Genomic DNA, 14,948 nt, shown 5'->3' on the forward strand with positions numbered 1-14,948 from the left:
GCTCCTCGCAATGACGGTTGTGGCTTGAATTTAGAATGCCCGTGATGTCAGCAACCGCACCGCGCTTTCATCGTCTGGCCGTCAACGATCTCCGCCGCGAGGCGGCGGACGCCGTGTCGATGACCTTCGCCATTCCATCTGAGCTGAAGAGCGACTACGCCTTCAAGCCCGGCCAATACCTCACGCTCCGCACCACCTTCGACGGCGAGGAGGTGCGACGCTCCTATTCCATCTGCTCCGGTCCCGACGACGGCGAAATCCGTATCGCCGTGAAGAAGGTCGATGGCGGTGCGTTTTCGACCTGGGCGGCCGACGAGTTGAAATGCGGCGACGTACTCGACGTGATGACGCCGACCGGCCGTTTCGGTGCGATCCCACCGGCCGATACCGCGCGCATCCACGTCGGGTTTGCCGCAGGCTCCGGCATCACGCCGATCCTGTCGATCGTCAAGGGTGTGCTGGCGCGCGAGCCGGACAGCCGCTTCTTCCTGTTCTATGGCAATCGCACGACCGACAACATCATGTTCCTCGAAGCGCTCGAGGAGTTGAAGGATCGCTTCATCGATCGCCTCTCAATCTTCCATGTCATCTCGGGCGAGGAACAGGACGTCCCCATCCTCCATGGCCGGCTCGACCGGGAAAAGCTGAGGGTGCTGCTGCGCTCGCTGGTGCCGGCGAAAAGCGTCGATCATGTCTTCGTCTGCGGTCCACTAGGGATGAGCGAGGAGATCGAGGCAACCTGCCGCGAACTCGGTATTGCCGGTGACCGCATCCATGTCGAGCGGTTCGTCTCCGAATTCGGCGGCAAGCCGCGGCCGAAGAAGATCGTTGCTCCCGATGCGCCTCCCAAGGCGATCGCCTCCCTCATCATCGACGGCAAGCGCCGCGAGGTTCCCGTCGCCGAGGGCGAGGCCATCCTCGACGCTGCACTGCGTGCCGGCATCGATCTGCCGTTCGCCTGCAAGGGCGGCATGTGCTCGACCTGCCGCGCAAAGCTGGTCGAGGGCGAGGCGCCGATGGATATCAACTATTCGCTGGAGCCCTGGGAGCTGAAGGCCGGATTTGTGCTCACCTGCCAGGCCAAGCCTTCGTCTGAGCGGGTGGTGGTGGATTACGATCACGTTTGACAGCCCTCGGCAACCGGCAGAACATTATGGGAAAATATCCAGCCTGGAGGAGCGCGTGAACGTCAAAGCCGGTCTGTCGCCTGAAGATATTGCCCGCGCCTGCGCCGAGGCGATGTGGACGGAGGACGACGCCTCAAAGGGCCTCGGCATGGAGATCGTCGAGATCGGTCCTGGCATTGCGACGCTGGCAATGAATGTACGGCCGGATATGGTCAACGGCCAGCGCATCGCCCATGGTGGCTTCATCTTCACACTCGCCGATTCCGCCTTCGCCTTTGCCTGCAACTCGCACAATGAGCGCGTGGTCGCGGCGCAAGGGCAGATCACCTTCATCAAGCCGGGCAAGCTCGGCGATCGCCTCATTGCTAAGGCGCGGGAGATTATCCGCGGTGGTCGCTCTGGCATTTATGACGTGCAGGTCGCCGCCGGCGACGCTGTCATCGCCGAATTTCGCGGGCATTCGCGTGTCATTCCCGGCACGTGGCTGCCGGCGCAAGACTGAGAAGACCAACAAGAACGAACCAATGGCGTGGGGAAACGAGGATGGCTCTGATCAGGCTCAAGGAAGGTGGCAATACCTATCGTGCCGAGATGGACGCGCATGAGCGCGCGTCGCGCGACGAGGTCGTGGCGCTCCAAACGCAGCGCCTGGCATGGTCGCTAAAGCACGCCTACGACAACGTCGCGCATTATCGCAAAGCCTTCGACAAGGCGGGCGTGCACCCGTCCAACTTTCGCGAGCTGTCCGACCTCGCGAAATTCCCGTTCACGGTGAAGACTGATTTGCGCGACAACTATCCTTTCAATATGTTCGCCGTCCCCCGCGAAAAGCTGGTGCGCGTGCATGCCTCCTCAGGCACGACAGGCAAGCCGATCGTGGTCGGCTACACGCAAGCCGACATCGACACCTGGTCGGAGGTGATGGCACGCTCCATTCGCGCCGCCGGCGGTCGCACCGGCATGATCATCCACAATGCCTATGGCTATGGCCTGTTCACCGGTGGGCTCGGCGTGCACTACGGTGCCGAGAAGCTAGGCTGTACGGTGGTGCCGATCTCCGGTGGCATGACCGAGCGACAGGTGCAGCTCATCAACGATTTCCGCCCCGACATCATCACGGTGACGCCGAGCTACATGCTGGCGATCCTCGACGAGTTCAAGCGCCAGAAGCTCGATCCGCGCCAATGTTCGCTGCAGGTCGGCATCTTCGGCGCCGAGCCCTGGACCAATGCCATGCGCGGCGAGATCGAGGACGCGTTCGACATGGATGCGACCGACATCTATGGCCTCTCCGAAGTGATCGGCCCCGGCGTGGCGCAGGAGTGCATTGAAAGCAAGGACGGCCTGCACATCTGGGAGGATCATTTCTATCCCGAGGTGATCGATCCCGAGACCGGGGCGGTGCTGCCCGATGGCGAGAAGGGCGAACTGGTCTTCACTTCGCTGACCAAGGAAGCCTTCCCGGTGATCCGCTATCGCACCCGCGACCTCACGCGGCTGCTGCCGGGCACGGCGCGACCGGGGATGCGGCGGATGGAGAAGGTGACGGGCCGCTCCGACGACATGATCATCCTGCGCGGCGTCAATCTTTTCCCGACGCAGATCGAGGAAATTCTGCTCGCGACCGACTGGTGCGGCGGCCACTTCATCCTCGAACTGACCCGCGAGGGCCGCATGGACGAGCTGACGATCATTGCCGAGGCGCGGCCCGAAAGCTGGGACGGCCGTGGACTGGTCGACCATGCCGACCGGATCTCGACCCACATCAAGAACACCATCGGCATTAGCGCCAAGGTGCAGGCTGTCGCCCCGGCCACGCTGGAGCGTTCGCTCGGCAAGGCCAGGCGCCTCTACGACAAGCGCCCGAAGGATTGACTCGACCACCCGCAAAGGCGACAAGGCCCGCGACAAGTCGCGGGTCTTTCGATGTCAGGAACCGATACCAAAGCTGTTGAAGCACGTTGCGTGCGCCTTCTTGCCAAGGCCGAGAACGCGGCGGCGCTCGCGCATCGCGTCGAGCATCGCACGCTCGCCCGCGGTGCCAACGACCTCCTGATTGAGCTCAAGGCAGCGGCCGTCAATCCGTCCGACGTCAAGGCTGCGACCGGGCTGATGCCCTATGCCGTATTCCCGCGCACGCCCGGCCGCGATTACGCCGGTGTGGTGATCGACGGACCGCCTGGCATGGTCGGCCGCGAAGTGTTCGGCTCCTCCGGCGATCTCGGCATCCGCCGCGACGGCACTCATGCCACGCATCTCGTCGTCGAAGCCGATGCAGTGGTGGAGAAGCCGAAGAACGTGTCCTGGGAAGAGGCTGCCGGTATCGGCGTTCCCTTTGTCACCGCCATGGAAGGCTTTCGCCGCGCCGGCTTGCCCAAGCAAAGCGAGACCGTGCTGGTGATGGGCGTCAACGGCAAGGTCGGCCAGGCAGCGGTGCAGATCGCGACCTGGCAGGGCGCGCGGGTCATCGGGGTGGTGCGCAAGGCGGAAGCCTATGAGGGTCACGCCAACGCGCCGATCGAGGTGATCGATGCGTCCGCCACGGACGTCGCAACGCGCGTGCGCGAAGCGACCGGCGGCAAGGGCGCAGATATCGTTTTCAACACGGTGGGCGATCCCTATTTCCAGGCCGCGCACAAATCCCTCGCACTTCGCGGCCGTCAGATCCTGATCGCCGCGATCGACCGCATCGTGCAGTTCAACATCCTCGAATTCTATCGGGGACAGCACACCTATGTCGGCATTGACACGCTCGGCCTGTCCTCGACGGCGACGGGCGCGGTGCTGCGCGAACTCAGCCCCGGCTTTGCGAGTGGTCACCTGAAACCGTTTCCGATCAAGGCGAATGCTGTCTATCCGCTCGAGCGCGCCAGGGAGGCTTATGTTGCGGTCGCCGGCTCGTCGCGCGATCGGGTGATCCTAAAGCCGTGAAACTCGTCAAGCGAGCGCAGCGAAGCAATCCAGAGATGTATCCGTGGAGACAGATCGGATTGCTTCGCTGCGCTCGCAATGACGGAGAATGGCGAGACGTCTGAGAACAATCGATGGAATCCACACAACTCGTCATCCTTGCTGGCCTCGCCGTCGGTCTCGTCTACGGCGTCGTCGGCCTGTTCAGCGGCTTCTGCTTGACGAGCAGCATGCGAGGCTTTCTCGCCAAGGGTGACGCCCGGCTGGTGCGGACCTATGCGCTGGCGATGGCGGTTGCGATCACGGCGAGTCAGTTCCTCGCCGGCAGCGGCACGGTCGACCTCGGCAAGTCGATTTATCTGCAACAGACGTTTTCGGCGCCGGTGCTGTTTCTCGGAGGTCTGCTGTTCGGCTACGGGATGGTGCTGTCGAACGGTTGCGGCTCGCGCGCTCTGGTTCTGCTCGGCCGCGGCAATCTCCGCTCCTTCGTGGTGGTGATCGTGCTCGCCATCGCCGCACAGATGACGCTCAAGGGTCTGATTGCGCCAGCTCGCATCGCGCTGGTTCAGGCGTCGCAAACCACGATCAACGCGAATTCGTTGCCCTCGCTGCTGGCAATGCTTGGCTTTGGCGAAGCCGCATCACGCGCGCTGGCTTCTGCCGCAATCGTCGTCGCCTTGGTCCTGTTTGCGTTCGCCCATCCGGCATACCGACGCTCGCCGGGGCAGATCGCGGCCGGCATCACCGTCGGCCTGCTCGTCGCGAGCGGCTGGTTCGTCACCGGCCACCTCGGTGCCGATGATTTCAACCCGGTCCCGGTGACCTCGCTCACCTTCATCGCGCCGATCGCGGATGCGCTGCAATACGCCATGCTCTCGACCGGCCTGACGCTGAACTTCAGCATCGCGACGGTTGCGGGCGTCTTCGCCGGAAGTCTAGTCACGGCACTCGCAACGGGCCGCTTCCGCCTCGAAGGCTATTCCTCGCCTCGACACATGCTGCGTTCGGCCGGCGGCGCCGCGCTGATGGGCATCGGCGGCGTGATGGCGTTCGGCTGCTCGATCGGGCAGGGGCTTACCGGCCTCTCCACGCTTGCGCTTGCGTCGTTCGTCGCGGTCGCCGGCATCCTGCTTGGCACGGCGGCAGGCCTGCGCGGCGCGCTGCGCGTTCAGCCGCTCGCGGCAGCCTGACTGCGCAGCGGTCGGTTGCCCAGCGTCGCAAGGCCGATGCCGGCGACGATCAGTGCAGCGGCGACGGCCAAGCTCAGATCGATGGGTTCACCAAGCAGGATCGCGGCGCTAGCGATGCCCACGATCGGCGTCCCGGTGGTGCCGAGTGATGTCGTCAGGGCCGAGATGCTCTTGTTGACCATCGACATGGCCCAATAGGCGAGCACCGTTCCGATCAGGCCCGAATACAGGAATAGCAGGACGAGCCTCCACGACCATTATGCATGCGGCACGCCGTCGCTGATTGTCGCGGTGATCGACAGCACCACCGTCGCCACCAGCACCTGCCAGATCAGGAGCTGAAGCGGGGACGCGATCCAGCGATGTTCGTGGAAATAAATGATGTTCGCGGCCCAGCAGATCGCGGCCAGAATGACCATGCCGGCGCCGAGCACGACGTTGAGGTTGGTCCAGTCGATCGAGAACGGGTTTAGGATCACAGCAAGTCCGATCAGCCCGAGAAGTGCGCCGGCAAGCTTAGGCGCGGTCAGCGTGTCCTTCCCGAGCAGCGGCGCGGCAAGCGCGACCCAGAGCGGCGTCGTGTAGCCCAGCACGATGCCCTTGCTCGCGGGCAGGAAGCGCAGGCCGGCCGCGACCAATGTCGAGAACAGCGTCATGTGCAACAGCGCGACGCCCACCGGGATGTCGCGCCGCTCCGGTATCACCAGATTATTGCTCAGGCCGAGGACTGCGGCGAGGCCGATCAGCGCGATCCAGCTCCGGATTGCCGCGGTCCACAGCGGCGGAACGAACTGCACCAATTGTTTTGTCACCGACCAGTTCACGCCCCAGGCCAGCACGACGATCAGGAATAGGCCGACGGCCGCGCGCGAGGATAGAGGGGAGTTCATTGCGAGATCCTTGATGTAGTCCGATCCTGCAGATAGCATCACGGCTGGCACCTTAAAAAGTGCCAGATGGAGAAGGAATAAGGTGCCAGTTTCGGAAGCGATGATTTCCGGATTGATCGATCTGAACTGCGCCGGCGAGGAAGGGCTCGCGGCTCAGTTGACGAGCCAGCTCAGGGGCCTGATCGCGAGCGGCCGCATCGGCAATGGGCGGGCGCTCCCGTCGAGCCGCCGGCTTGCGAGCGATCTCGGCGTCTCGCGTAACACCGTAACGCATGCGTTCGAGCAACTTGCCGCCGAAGGATATCTGGAGACATCGCACGGCCGGCGTCCGGCGGTAACCGTCGACGGTGGCGAGCACATCGAAAGTGCAGGCGGTGCCGCGTCGCGCGTGCGCTCGGCGAAGCCTCGGCTCTCTCCCTGGGCGTCGAAGCTCAGCCAGACGGACTGGCCGATGTCCTATCTGGCGCCGCTGCGTCCCTTGCGTCCGGGACACGGCGATTTCAGGGAGTTTCCCAATGAGGTCTGGGCGCGCTGCCTGCGCCGCAGCGCCGTGCGTGCGGGAAGGCGCGAGCTCGGCCCGATCAACCGGCCGCGCCTGCGCGAGGCGCTGGCGCATTATCTCTAGCAGGGGCGTGCGCGCCACGGCAGACCAGATCATGATCCTGCCGAGCGCCCAGGCCGCGCTGACCCTAATCGCAGCCACGCTCATCACGCCCGGGGATGATGTCTGGGTCGAGGATCCCGGCTATCCCGGGGCTGCGGCCGCGTTCCGCGCTTCCGGTGCACGTGTGATCGGCGTCGGGCTTGACCAGCAGGGCATGCAGCGCATGCCCGGAACGGCGGATCCAACGCTGATCTTCATGACGCCATCGCACCAGCATCCGACCGGGCGGCTGATGTCGCTGGCTCGCCGCACGAAGTTTCTCAACGCGAGCCGGCCCGGCAAGACCTGGATCGTGGAGGACGACTACGACGGCGAATTCCACTATGACAGCCGGCCGGTGCCGGCGTTGCAGGGGCTCGATGCCCATGGCCGGGTGTTCTATGTCGGCACCTTCTCGAAGGCGATGACGTCGGATATCCGGTTCGGCTATCTCGTCGTGCCGCCGGCCATGGCCGCCACGCTCGAAATTGCGCAACGGCACATCGGGCTGATTGCCGCCAGCCACATCCAGGAAGCGTTGGCTGAGTTTATCACCGACGGACACTTTCTCGCGCATGTCCGGCGGATGCGCCGGATCTATCATGCCCGCCGCGATCACCTCGTCGATGGACTGCAGCGCCATCTGGGCCAGTTGCTCTCGGTCGAGGTGCCCTCGGGCGGCATCCAGCTTGTTGCACGTTTCAAGCGCAGCAGGGCAGATCGAACGGCGGTCAAGCGGCTGGTCGAGGTAGGGGTCGAGACTCGCGCCCTGTCCAGCCTGTCGCTTGGCCGGTCGCGCGATCAAGGCTTGCTGCTCGGCTTTGCCGCCTGGCGTGAGAGCGAGATCAGCGCAGCCGTGCGAACGATAGCGTCGTGCTTCTAGAGCAGTCGCGCTAATCCACGGCTTTCGTGACGATGCGGATCTCAGAGGTCAGCGTCCGGTGAACCGGACATTTGTCGGCGATCTCCATCAGCTTCTTGCGCTGCTCTGCATCGAGCGTACCCTCGATCGCGATATCGCGCTCGATCTGGTCGAGCATGCCCTCGCGCGTTTCGCACTCCTCGCAGTCCTTGGCGTAGATCTTGGAATGCTTCAGCGTGACGGTGACGCGGTCGAGCGGCAGCGCCTTGCGGTCGGCATAAAGGCGCATGGTCATGGACGTGCAGGCACCGAGACCGGCAAGCAGAAAATCATAGGGTCCGGGGCCGGCATCCTCGCCGCCGGCGGCAACCGGCTCGTCCGCCACCAGGCGATGCGGACCGACGCTAACGATCTGATTGAACTTGCTCTTGCGGGTTTCCTGGACCGCGACCTGACGCGGCACCTCAGCGAGGTCCATCGCTTTCGTAGGTCTTGCTGTGTCGACGTATCGGCTCGCCCAGGCAGCGATCACGTCCGCCGCATAGAGCGCATCGGCCGGCCTGGTCAGGAGATGATCGGCGTGGTCGAGCGAGACGAAGCTCTTGGGGTGCTTGGCCGAAACGAAGATCCTGGTCGCATTGTCGATCCCGACGGTGTCGTCGACCGGCGAATGCATCACCAGCAACGCCTTGTGCAGACCGGTGACGTCCTTCATCAGCTCATGCTCGACGATGTCGTCGAGGAATTCGCGTTTGATCCTGAACGGGCGCCCCGCCAGCGAGACCTCGACTTCGCCCTGCGTGCGGATATTGTCGATGTGCTCGCTGAACAGGCCGGTGACATGGACGGGATCGGACGGCGCCGCGATGGTCACAACCGCCTTCGCCTCGGGAATATCTCCGGCCGCGGCCAGGATCGCCGCACCGCCGAGGCTGTGGCCGATCAGGATCGACGGCGCCTTGCGCGTAGCTCGCAGATGATCGGCGGCGTGAACGAGATCGGCGACATTGGAGGAGAAAGTCGAATTGGCAAATTCGCCTTCACTGGAGCCGAGCCCGGTGAAGTCGAAGCGCAGCACGGCGATGCCCTTGGCGGCAAGCGCGACCGAGATGCGCTTGGCCGCCAATGTGTCCTTGCCGCAGGTGAAGCAGTGCGCGAACAGCGCGTAGGCCACAGGCTCGCCATCCGGCAGTTCCAGCGCGGCTGCGAGCTGGTGGCCGCCTTCGCCCGTAAATTGAAAGCGTTCCGTCGGCATGGGCTCCCCCATTTCAAAGTTCTAATCGTCGGAGTAGCGCTGTTCGGTCCACGGATCGCCGCGATTATGGTAGCCGCGGACCTCCCAGAAGCCCGGCGCGTCCTCGGTGAGGAATTCGATGGCCTGGAGCCATTTGGTGCTCTTCCAGAAATACAGATGCGGCACGACGAGCCGCACCGGGCCGCCGTGCTCATCCGACAGCGGCTGTCCCGACCAGCTATGGGCGAGCAGTGCGTCCTCGGCGGCAAAGTCTTCCAGAGCAAGGTTGGCGGTATAGCCGTCGTGGGAATGCAGCACGACGAAGCGGGCGTCGTCACGCGGCTGGCAGGCCGCGAGCAGCTCGCGTGTCGCAAGCCCCTCCCACTGGTTGTCGTAGCGCGACCAGGTGGTGACGCAGTGGATGTCCGAAGTGAGTTGCACCTGCTTCTGCGCGGTGAACTCGGCAAAGGTCCAGAACACGGGGTTCTCGATCGCGCCATAGACGTCGAGCCGCCAGCGCTCACGCGCGATCGGTGGCACGACGCCGAGATCGAGCACCGGCCAGTCCTTGGTGACGTGCTGGCCGGGCGGCAACCGCTGGTCTTCCGGCCGCGTGATCCGTCCCGTGAGGAACTGGCCGTCGCGCGCCCATTTTTGCTTGGTGCGCGTCAGTTTGCTGTCGGGTGGGAGCTCGTTGTCGTCGGCCATGGCCTACTCGTGGCGGTGCATCGCGGAGGCATGCTTGGTGTCGCGCATCGTAGCATAGATGATCAGGGATAGGCAGATCACGCCGGCGAGATAGAAATAGAACCATTCCTCATGCCCGATGCTCTTGAAGTAGAGCGCGATCGCCGGTGCGGTGCCGCCGAAGATCGAGACCGTGATCGCATAAGGCAGGCCGACGCCGAGCGCGCGGACATTGGTCGGGAACAGCTCGGCCTTCACTACCGCGTTGATCGAGGTGTAGCCAGCCACGAACAGCCAGGCGCAACAGATCAAGATGAACGCCATGAAGGGTGACTTGGTCTCCTTCAGCGTCATCAGCAGCGGCACGGTTGCGAGCGTGCCGGCGACGCCGAAGAAAATCAGCAGCGGCTTGCGTCCGATCTTGTCGGAGATCGCGCCATAGATCGGTTGCAGGACGGTCGCGAAGATCAGCGTGCCGAAGATCACGAAGGTGGTCTGGTCCTCGGTCAGCCCGACCGAGAGTTTGACGAAGGTCTGCATGTAGGTGGTGAAGGTATAGAACGCCGCGGTGCCGCCGGCGGTCAGGCCGGCAACCAGCAACAGCTCCCGCGGATGCTTTAGCAGATTGGTAATCGAGCCGGTCGGCTTCACCACCTTCTTGGCTTCCTCGAACGCCTCGGTCTCGTGCAAGCCGCGCCGCATCACCGCGGCAAAAATCGCGAGCATCGCGCCGATCGCGAACGGGATGCGCCAGCCCCACGCTCTCAATTCTTCGGGCGTGAGGAAGACTTTCTGCAGGAGCAGCAGCACGAGGATCGCGGTGAGCTGACCGCCGATCAGCGTGACGTATTGGAAGCTCGAATAGAAGCCGCGGTGCTTGGGATCGGCGACCTCGCTGAGGTAGGTCGCGCTGGCGCCATATTCACCGCCGAGGCTCAAGCCCTCGATGACGCGTGCCAGCGCCAGGATCACCGGCGCGGCTAAGCCGATCGTGGCATAGGTCGGCGTCAGCGCGATGATCAGCGAGCCGAAGCACATGAAGACGACCGATAACGTCAGGGAAATGCGCCGCCCGAAATGATCGGCGATATAGCCGAACAACCAGCCGCCCAAGGGGCGCATCAGGAACGTCGCCGCGAACACGACGGCGACGTTCAGTTGCTGCACGACGGGATCGTTGCCGGGAAAGAAGGCCGGAGCGAAATAGAGCGCGAACGCCGTATAGGCGTAGAAATCGTACCATTCGACGAGATTTCCGATCGAGCCGATGAAGATCGCCTTGATCCGCCGCTCGGCGTCGGCGACGTCAAAATGCTCGGAGGCCGGTTGGGTTGCTTGCTCAGTCACGTCCGGCCGCTCACTCCGCTGATTGTGGGAGGCCTACATCGCCTTTCCAAACAGAAATGGCAACTGGCGCGGGCCCCTGATGGTTCCCTGGGACCAGGTCACAGTGCCGGCCGGATCGAGGCGGAAATCCGGAATCCGCTTCAGCCATTCCTCCAGCGCAACCTGCATCTCCATCCGCGCCAGATTGGAGCCGATGCAGCGGTGGATGCCGAGGCCGAACGCGGCATGGCGATTCTCCCGGCGGTCGATCACGACCTTGTCAGCGTCCGGAAACATCCTGGGGTCGCGGTTGGCGGCCGGGAAGGACAGCAGCACCATGTTGCCCGGCTTCACCGGACAGCCCGAGATCGTGGTCTCCCCGACCACCTCGCGGGCCATCGTCACCGGTGAGTAGGCGCGCAGCAGCTCCTCCACCGCAGTCGGGATCAAGCCGGGCTCGGCGATCAGGCGCTCGCGGTCGGCGGGTGTCCGGGCGAGGTGCCACAGCGAGGAGCCGATCGCGCTCCAGGTGGTATCGATGCCGGCGATCAGGAGCAGCCGCAGCGAGCCCAGCACGTGGGAATCCTCCAGCGGCTGGCCTTCCTTGTCGCGGGCGTTCATCAGATAGGAGATGAGGTCGTCGGTCGGCTTTTCCTTGCGCGCTTCGATGTGAGCGCTGAAGTAAGCGCTCATCTCGTGCACGGCCTGGAGCAGTATGTTCTCGTCCTTGATGCCGAGCTCCAGGATCATGTGGATCCAGTTGATGAAGAGGTCGCTGTCGCTTTCGGGAATGCCGAGCATGTGGGCGATCGCGCGCACCGGAATGTGCTTGGTGTAGCGCGTGGCCGCATCCACTTTCGTCTTGGCAGCGAAGCCATCGATCAGCTCGTTGCAGATGGCGCGGACCCGTGGTTCGAGCTTCTTCATTGCGTCGGGCGTGAAGGGCGGCAATAGCAATTGCTTGGCAGGCTTATGCTCGGGCGGATCGGACGTGATCGGCGGAGCCGCGTTCTTGGCGGGCTCGGGTCGCACGTCACGCACGATGATGCGGCGCGACGAGAAATGCTGGGTGTCATTGGCGATTTCGCGCACGGCTTCGTAGGTGGTCGGCATATAGCAGCCGAGGAAGCGCTCGGTGTGCACGACCGGGCTTGCGGCCCGCAGTTGGTCCCAGATCGGAAAGGGATCTTCCGTCCATTGCGGATCGGTGTGGTCGAAATCATTGATCCAGTCGGTCACGGGCGGATGGGCGGCGGGCTGGCTGACGTCGGACATCTCGTAATCCTCGGGGCTCGTGGTCTCTGCAGGCACGCAAGCGGGCGAAAGCCGCGCTACTCCTCGATCACATCGATTGCGATTTCCGGGCAATTGGACTTGGCAAGCCAAGCCTTGTCTTCGAGGCCCGGCGGAACCATGCCGCCGCCGGCCTCGTGGGCATTGCCGTATTCGTCGAGCTCGAACAGCTCCGGCGCGAGCGCCTTGCAGCGCGCGTGGCCCTGGCATTTGTCCGGATCGACGTGAACCCTCAGTCGCTCTGTCATCGCGCCTTCCTTGGTCGTGTGCACGCCGCGCCCGAAGGCGCGCCCGTTCCTCATGTCAGTTCTTATCCACGGACTTCGCCGCTGCTTTAAGTTATAGTATATTACATTGGCGACGGGCTTCCCCTGTCAAGCGCAAACTTATAGGCTCGGCGCAACATGCGTTCACAACTTGCCCGCAAGCCGGAGAATACCTACCACCACGGCGATCTCCGCGACGCCTTGATCAAGGCTGCGCTGCGTGAGGCGGAGCAGGGCGGGGCGGAGGCAATCAGCATCAAGGCGCTTGCAAAGCAGCTCGGCGTCTCGCAGCCGGCGCCTTACCGTCATTTTGCCGATCGCGAGGCGCTGCTTGCTGCGGTGACGGCGGAGGCGTTCCGGCAGCTCAGCGCGATTTTGCGGGTGGCGATGGCAAAGCCCTCGAAGCAGTCGAAGCTCTCGCGGCTGGCCCAGGCCACGCTGGATTTCGGCCTGCGCCGCAATGGCATCTACCGACTGATGTTCGCCTCGCGCACGGTGTCGTGCGCAGCAAAGGGCAGCGAGCTGCACGAGGCGACGCGCGAGACTTTTGCGCTGGTGATCGAAGCCCTGGAAGCGCCGGCGGTTGAGTATTTGCGCGAGCGGCAAGCCCTCAAGATCTGGGCGGCGCTACACGGCGTGGTGATGCTGGCCGAGCAGGGCCTTTTTACCGGCGAGGCGGCTCACGCCACGCGCGAAGACCTGGTCGAGGATTTCGTGAACGAAACCAAGACGGCGCTCGCGGCTGCGATCAAGGACGCGCGCCGCAGGGCGAAGGCGGGCGTTTAAGCTTTCGCCGCAAGGAGCTTCTTCAGCTTGTGGACGGCGCTGTCCGGCGTGGTCACCACGGGTCGGCCGGTGGCCTCCGCGACCAGCGGTGCAGTTGCCGCGATGCTGAACTGCGCCAGCGCGACGATGTCGCAATCGCGCAAATCCTTTGATGCTTCTACGATCAGCCTATCGTGCTCGGCACGGTCGCCGCGGTCGAGCGCGGCCAGCGCGCCTTCGGCAAGCTTCGGCACGACTTCGATGGAGGCAGGAAATTCCGGTGGCATCGAGACCAGCGTCGGCGGAAAGGTCGAGAGCAGGCCGATGCGCTTGCCCATCGTCACCGCCTGCTCGATCATGGCCTCGTTCGGCTTCAACACCGGCTTCGGCGCATGCGCCCGGGCAACCGCTTCGATGCAGGGGCCGAAAGCCGAGCAGGTGAACAGGATCGCGTCAGCCCCCGTCGCCATCGCATAATCGCCGAGTGCAAGGAAGCGCTCGGTCATGGCGTCGTTGAGTGTGCCGCCACGGGCCAGGTCCGCGGACAGGCTGTCATCGAGCAGGTTCATTAGCCGGGCCTGCGGCCAAGCCGTCGCGAACGCCGCCTCGATCGGCGCGATGGAATGCTTGAGGGCGTGGATCAGGGCGATGCGCATGGGGCTCGGTGCTTCTCCTCCCTCTCCCCGTTCTTACGGGGAGAGGGTCGGGATGAGGGGCTCTGTCCGCAGGTGAACTCCTTACTTGAACGGCACCGCGTACATCAAGCCGCCTTTGCTCCAGAGCCCGTTGAGGCCGCGCTCGAGCTTGAGCGGGCTGGCCTTGCCGACATTGCGCTCGTAGATCTCGCCGTAATTGCCGCCTGCCTTGATCGCCGTGACCAGCCATTTGTTATCGAGCCCGAGCCGCGAGCCGAGATCGCCGGAGGCACCGAGCAGGCGCTGCACCGCGGGCGTCTGCGACTTCGCCATCTCGTCGACATTGCCTTGCGTGACGCCGAGCTCTTCGGCCTCGATCAGCCCGTAATGCAGCCAGGTGATGATGTCGCTCCAGACCTCGTCGCCGTTGCGGGTGAAGGGTCCGAGCGGTTCCTTGCTGATGGTCTGCGGCAGCACGACGTAGTCGGCCGGGTTCGGCGCTGCGGTCGTCACGGCACCTGCGAGCGCAGAAGCGTCCTGGGTCATGGCATCGCAGCGGCCGCCAAAGAAGGTCTGGTACATCGTGTCGACGCGGTCGAACACCAGCGGCTTCCAGTCGATGCCGTTGGCGCGGCCGTAATCGCCGAGCGTGACCTCATGCGTGGTGCCTTGTGCGACGCAGACGGTGGCGCCCTTGAGATCCTTGATCTCCTTCACGCCGAGATCCTTCTTCACGACAAAGCCCTGGCCGTCGTAGAAGTTGATCGGGCCCTGCCGCAGGCCCAGCGTGACGCCGCGCAGATAAGTCTCCGTCGAGTTGCGGTAGAGCACGTCGATCTCGCCCGATTGCAGCGCGGTGAAGCGGTTCTGTGCCGTCAGCGAGACGTAACGCACCTTGCTGGGATCGCCGAGCACACCGGCCGCGAGCGCGCGGCAATAGTCGACGTCGAGACCCTTGTAATTGCCCTGCGAGTCTGGCGCGGAGAAACCGGCAAAGCCGGCACTGACGCCGCACACCAGCGTGCCGCGGCTTTTCACCGTGTCGAGCGTCGCGGCCGCCGCGACAACCGTCGATGTCGCGAGCAGGCCTGCCGCGATAGCTACTTTCTTCATCATGCTA

General features: G+C 64.1%; 13 protein-coding genes and 2 pseudogenes. 7 read left to right on the forward strand and 8 right to left on the reverse strand.

Going from position 1 to position 14,948, the window contains the following annotated elements; translation table 11 throughout:
* Positions 1-44: 44 nt before the first annotated feature.
* From paaE to IVA82_RS00510, 5 genes are all read left to right on the forward strand, one after another.
* Positions 45-1,127 (forward strand): 1,2-phenylacetyl-CoA epoxidase subunit PaaE, encoded by a 1,083-nt coding sequence (gene paaE, locus IVA82_RS00490; RefSeq protein ID WP_247389392.1) that lies wholly within the window; start codon positions 45-47, stop codon positions 1,125-1,127.
* A gap of 55 nt (positions 1,128-1,182) precedes the next feature.
* Positions 1,183-1,629 carry a hydroxyphenylacetyl-CoA thioesterase PaaI gene (gene paaI / locus IVA82_RS00495; RefSeq protein WP_247389391.1) on the forward strand — a complete coding sequence of 149 codons (447 nt, stop codon included), beginning with the start codon at positions 1,183-1,185 and terminating at the stop codon, positions 1,627-1,629.
* A gap of 41 nt (positions 1,630-1,670) precedes the next feature.
* A complete protein-coding gene (gene paaK, locus IVA82_RS00500) occupies positions 1,671-3,002 on the forward strand; it encodes a phenylacetate--CoA ligase PaaK (protein ID WP_247389390.1) in 1,332 nt (443 codons plus the stop codon).
* A 51-nt stretch (positions 3,003-3,053) separates the two neighbouring features.
* The gene (locus tag IVA82_RS00505) at positions 3,054-4,058 is read left to right on the forward strand and encodes a zinc-binding alcohol dehydrogenase family protein (protein ID WP_247389389.1); all 1,005 of its coding nucleotides are present in this window, start codon (positions 3,054-3,056) and stop codon (positions 4,056-4,058) included.
* A gap of 113 nt (positions 4,059-4,171) precedes the next feature.
* Positions 4,172-5,227 carry a YeeE/YedE family protein gene (locus IVA82_RS00510; RefSeq protein ID WP_247389388.1) on the forward strand — a complete coding sequence of 352 codons (1,056 nt, stop codon included), beginning with the start codon at positions 4,172-4,174 and terminating at the stop codon, positions 5,225-5,227.
* Here IVA82_RS00510 and IVA82_RS00520 read toward each other — a convergent pair.
* Positions 5,206-6,117: pseudogene (locus IVA82_RS00520) on the reverse strand (DMT family transporter). The gene IVA82_RS00510 and the pseudogene IVA82_RS00520 sit on opposite strands and share 22 nt — an antisense overlap.
* Positions 6,118-6,217: 100 nt before the next feature.
* On the opposite strand from IVA82_RS00520, the pseudogene IVA82_RS00525 reads away from it, so the two are divergent.
* Positions 6,218-7,643 (forward strand): annotated as a pseudogene (locus tag IVA82_RS00525) (PLP-dependent aminotransferase family protein).
* A 10-nt stretch (positions 7,644-7,653) separates the two neighbouring features.
* Here the strand turns inward: IVA82_RS00525 and IVA82_RS00530 are convergent.
* Genes IVA82_RS00530 through IVA82_RS00550 form a run of 5 tightly spaced genes read right to left on the reverse strand, consistent with a single transcriptional unit; the run spans position 7,654 to position 12,410 of the window.
* Positions 7,654-8,877 (reverse strand): bifunctional alpha/beta hydrolase/OsmC family protein, encoded by a 1,224-nt coding sequence (locus IVA82_RS00530; RefSeq protein WP_247389386.1) that lies wholly within the window; start codon positions 8,875-8,877, stop codon positions 7,654-7,656.
* 21 nt (positions 8,878-8,898) lie between these two features.
* On the reverse strand, positions 8,899-9,564 hold the full coding sequence (locus IVA82_RS00535; RefSeq protein ID WP_247389385.1) for a sulfite oxidase-like oxidoreductase: 666 nt from the start codon (positions 9,562-9,564) through the stop codon (positions 8,899-8,901).
* Between the two features lie 3 nt (positions 9,565-9,567).
* A complete protein-coding gene (locus tag IVA82_RS00540; RefSeq protein ID WP_247389384.1) occupies positions 9,568-10,890 on the reverse strand; it encodes an MFS transporter in 1,323 nt (440 codons plus the stop codon).
* Positions 10,891-10,923: 33 nt separating this feature from the next.
* Positions 10,924-12,144 (reverse strand): cytochrome P450, encoded by a 1,221-nt coding sequence (locus IVA82_RS00545; RefSeq protein ID WP_247389383.1) that lies wholly within the window; start codon positions 12,142-12,144, stop codon positions 10,924-10,926.
* A gap of 56 nt (positions 12,145-12,200) precedes the next feature.
* Positions 12,201-12,410: a ferredoxin gene (locus tag IVA82_RS00550; protein ID WP_247389445.1), complete on the reverse strand. Its 210-nt coding sequence runs from the start codon at positions 12,408-12,410 to the stop codon at positions 12,201-12,203.
* A 156-nt stretch (positions 12,411-12,566) separates the two neighbouring features.
* On the opposite strand from IVA82_RS00550, the gene IVA82_RS00555 reads away from it, so the two are divergent.
* Positions 12,567-13,214: a TetR/AcrR family transcriptional regulator gene (locus IVA82_RS00555; RefSeq protein WP_247389382.1), complete on the forward strand. Its 648-nt coding sequence runs from the start codon at positions 12,567-12,569 to the stop codon at positions 13,212-13,214.
* Here the strand turns inward: IVA82_RS00555 and IVA82_RS00560 are convergent.
* The gene (locus IVA82_RS00560; RefSeq protein WP_247389381.1) at positions 13,211-13,849 is read right to left on the reverse strand and encodes an aspartate/glutamate racemase family protein; all 639 of its coding nucleotides are present in this window, start codon (positions 13,847-13,849) and stop codon (positions 13,211-13,213) included. The two genes, IVA82_RS00555 and IVA82_RS00560, sit on opposite strands and share 4 nt — an antisense overlap.
* Positions 13,850-13,930: 81 nt before the next feature.
* Positions 13,931-14,944: an amino acid ABC transporter substrate-binding protein gene (locus IVA82_RS00565; RefSeq protein WP_247389380.1), complete on the reverse strand. Its 1,014-nt coding sequence runs from the start codon at positions 14,942-14,944 to the stop codon at positions 13,931-13,933.
* Between the last annotated feature and the right edge of the window lie 4 nt (positions 14,945-14,948).

It is taken from the genome of Bradyrhizobium sp. 142 (genome assembly GCF_023074015.1).
Taxonomy (GTDB): domain Bacteria; phylum Pseudomonadota; class Alphaproteobacteria; order Rhizobiales; family Xanthobacteraceae; genus Bradyrhizobium.

What these genes read in the sequence shown, in the direction of transcription:
- IVA82_RS00535 (WP_247389385.1), bottom strand. Translation starts at nt 9,564, where the DNA reads ATGGCCGACGACAACGAGCTCCCACCCGACAGCAAACTGACGCGCACC.
- IVA82_RS00560 (WP_247389381.1), bottom strand. Translation starts at nt 13,849, where the DNA reads ATGCGCATCGCCCTGATCCACGCCCTCAAGCATTCCATCGCGCCGATC.
- IVA82_RS00530 (WP_247389386.1), bottom strand. Translation starts at nt 8,877, where the DNA reads ATGCCGACGGAACGCTTTCAATTTACGGGCGAAGGCGGCCACCAGCTC.
- IVA82_RS00550 (WP_247389445.1), bottom strand. Translation starts at nt 12,410, where the DNA reads ATGACAGAGCGACTGAGGGTTCACGTCGATCCGGACAAATGCCAGGGC.
- IVA82_RS00565 (WP_247389380.1), bottom strand. Translation starts at nt 14,944, where the DNA reads ATGATGAAGAAAGTAGCTATCGCGGCAGGCCTGCTCGCGACATCGACG.
- IVA82_RS00545 (WP_247389383.1), bottom strand. Translation starts at nt 12,144, where the DNA reads ATGTCCGACGTCAGCCAGCCCGCCGCCCATCCGCCCGTGACCGACTGG.
- paaK (WP_247389390.1), top strand. Translation starts at nt 1,671, where the DNA reads ATGGCTCTGATCAGGCTCAAGGAAGGTGGCAATACCTATCGTGCCGAG.
- IVA82_RS00555 (WP_247389382.1), top strand. Translation starts at nt 12,567, where the DNA reads ATGCGTTCACAACTTGCCCGCAAGCCGGAGAATACCTACCACCACGGC.
- IVA82_RS00510 (WP_247389388.1), top strand. Translation starts at nt 4,172, where the DNA reads ATGGAATCCACACAACTCGTCATCCTTGCTGGCCTCGCCGTCGGTCTC.
- IVA82_RS00505 (WP_247389389.1), top strand. Translation starts at nt 3,054, where the DNA reads ATGTCAGGAACCGATACCAAAGCTGTTGAAGCACGTTGCGTGCGCCTT.
- paaE (WP_247389392.1), top strand. Translation starts at nt 45, where the DNA reads ATGTCAGCAACCGCACCGCGCTTTCATCGTCTGGCCGTCAACGATCTC.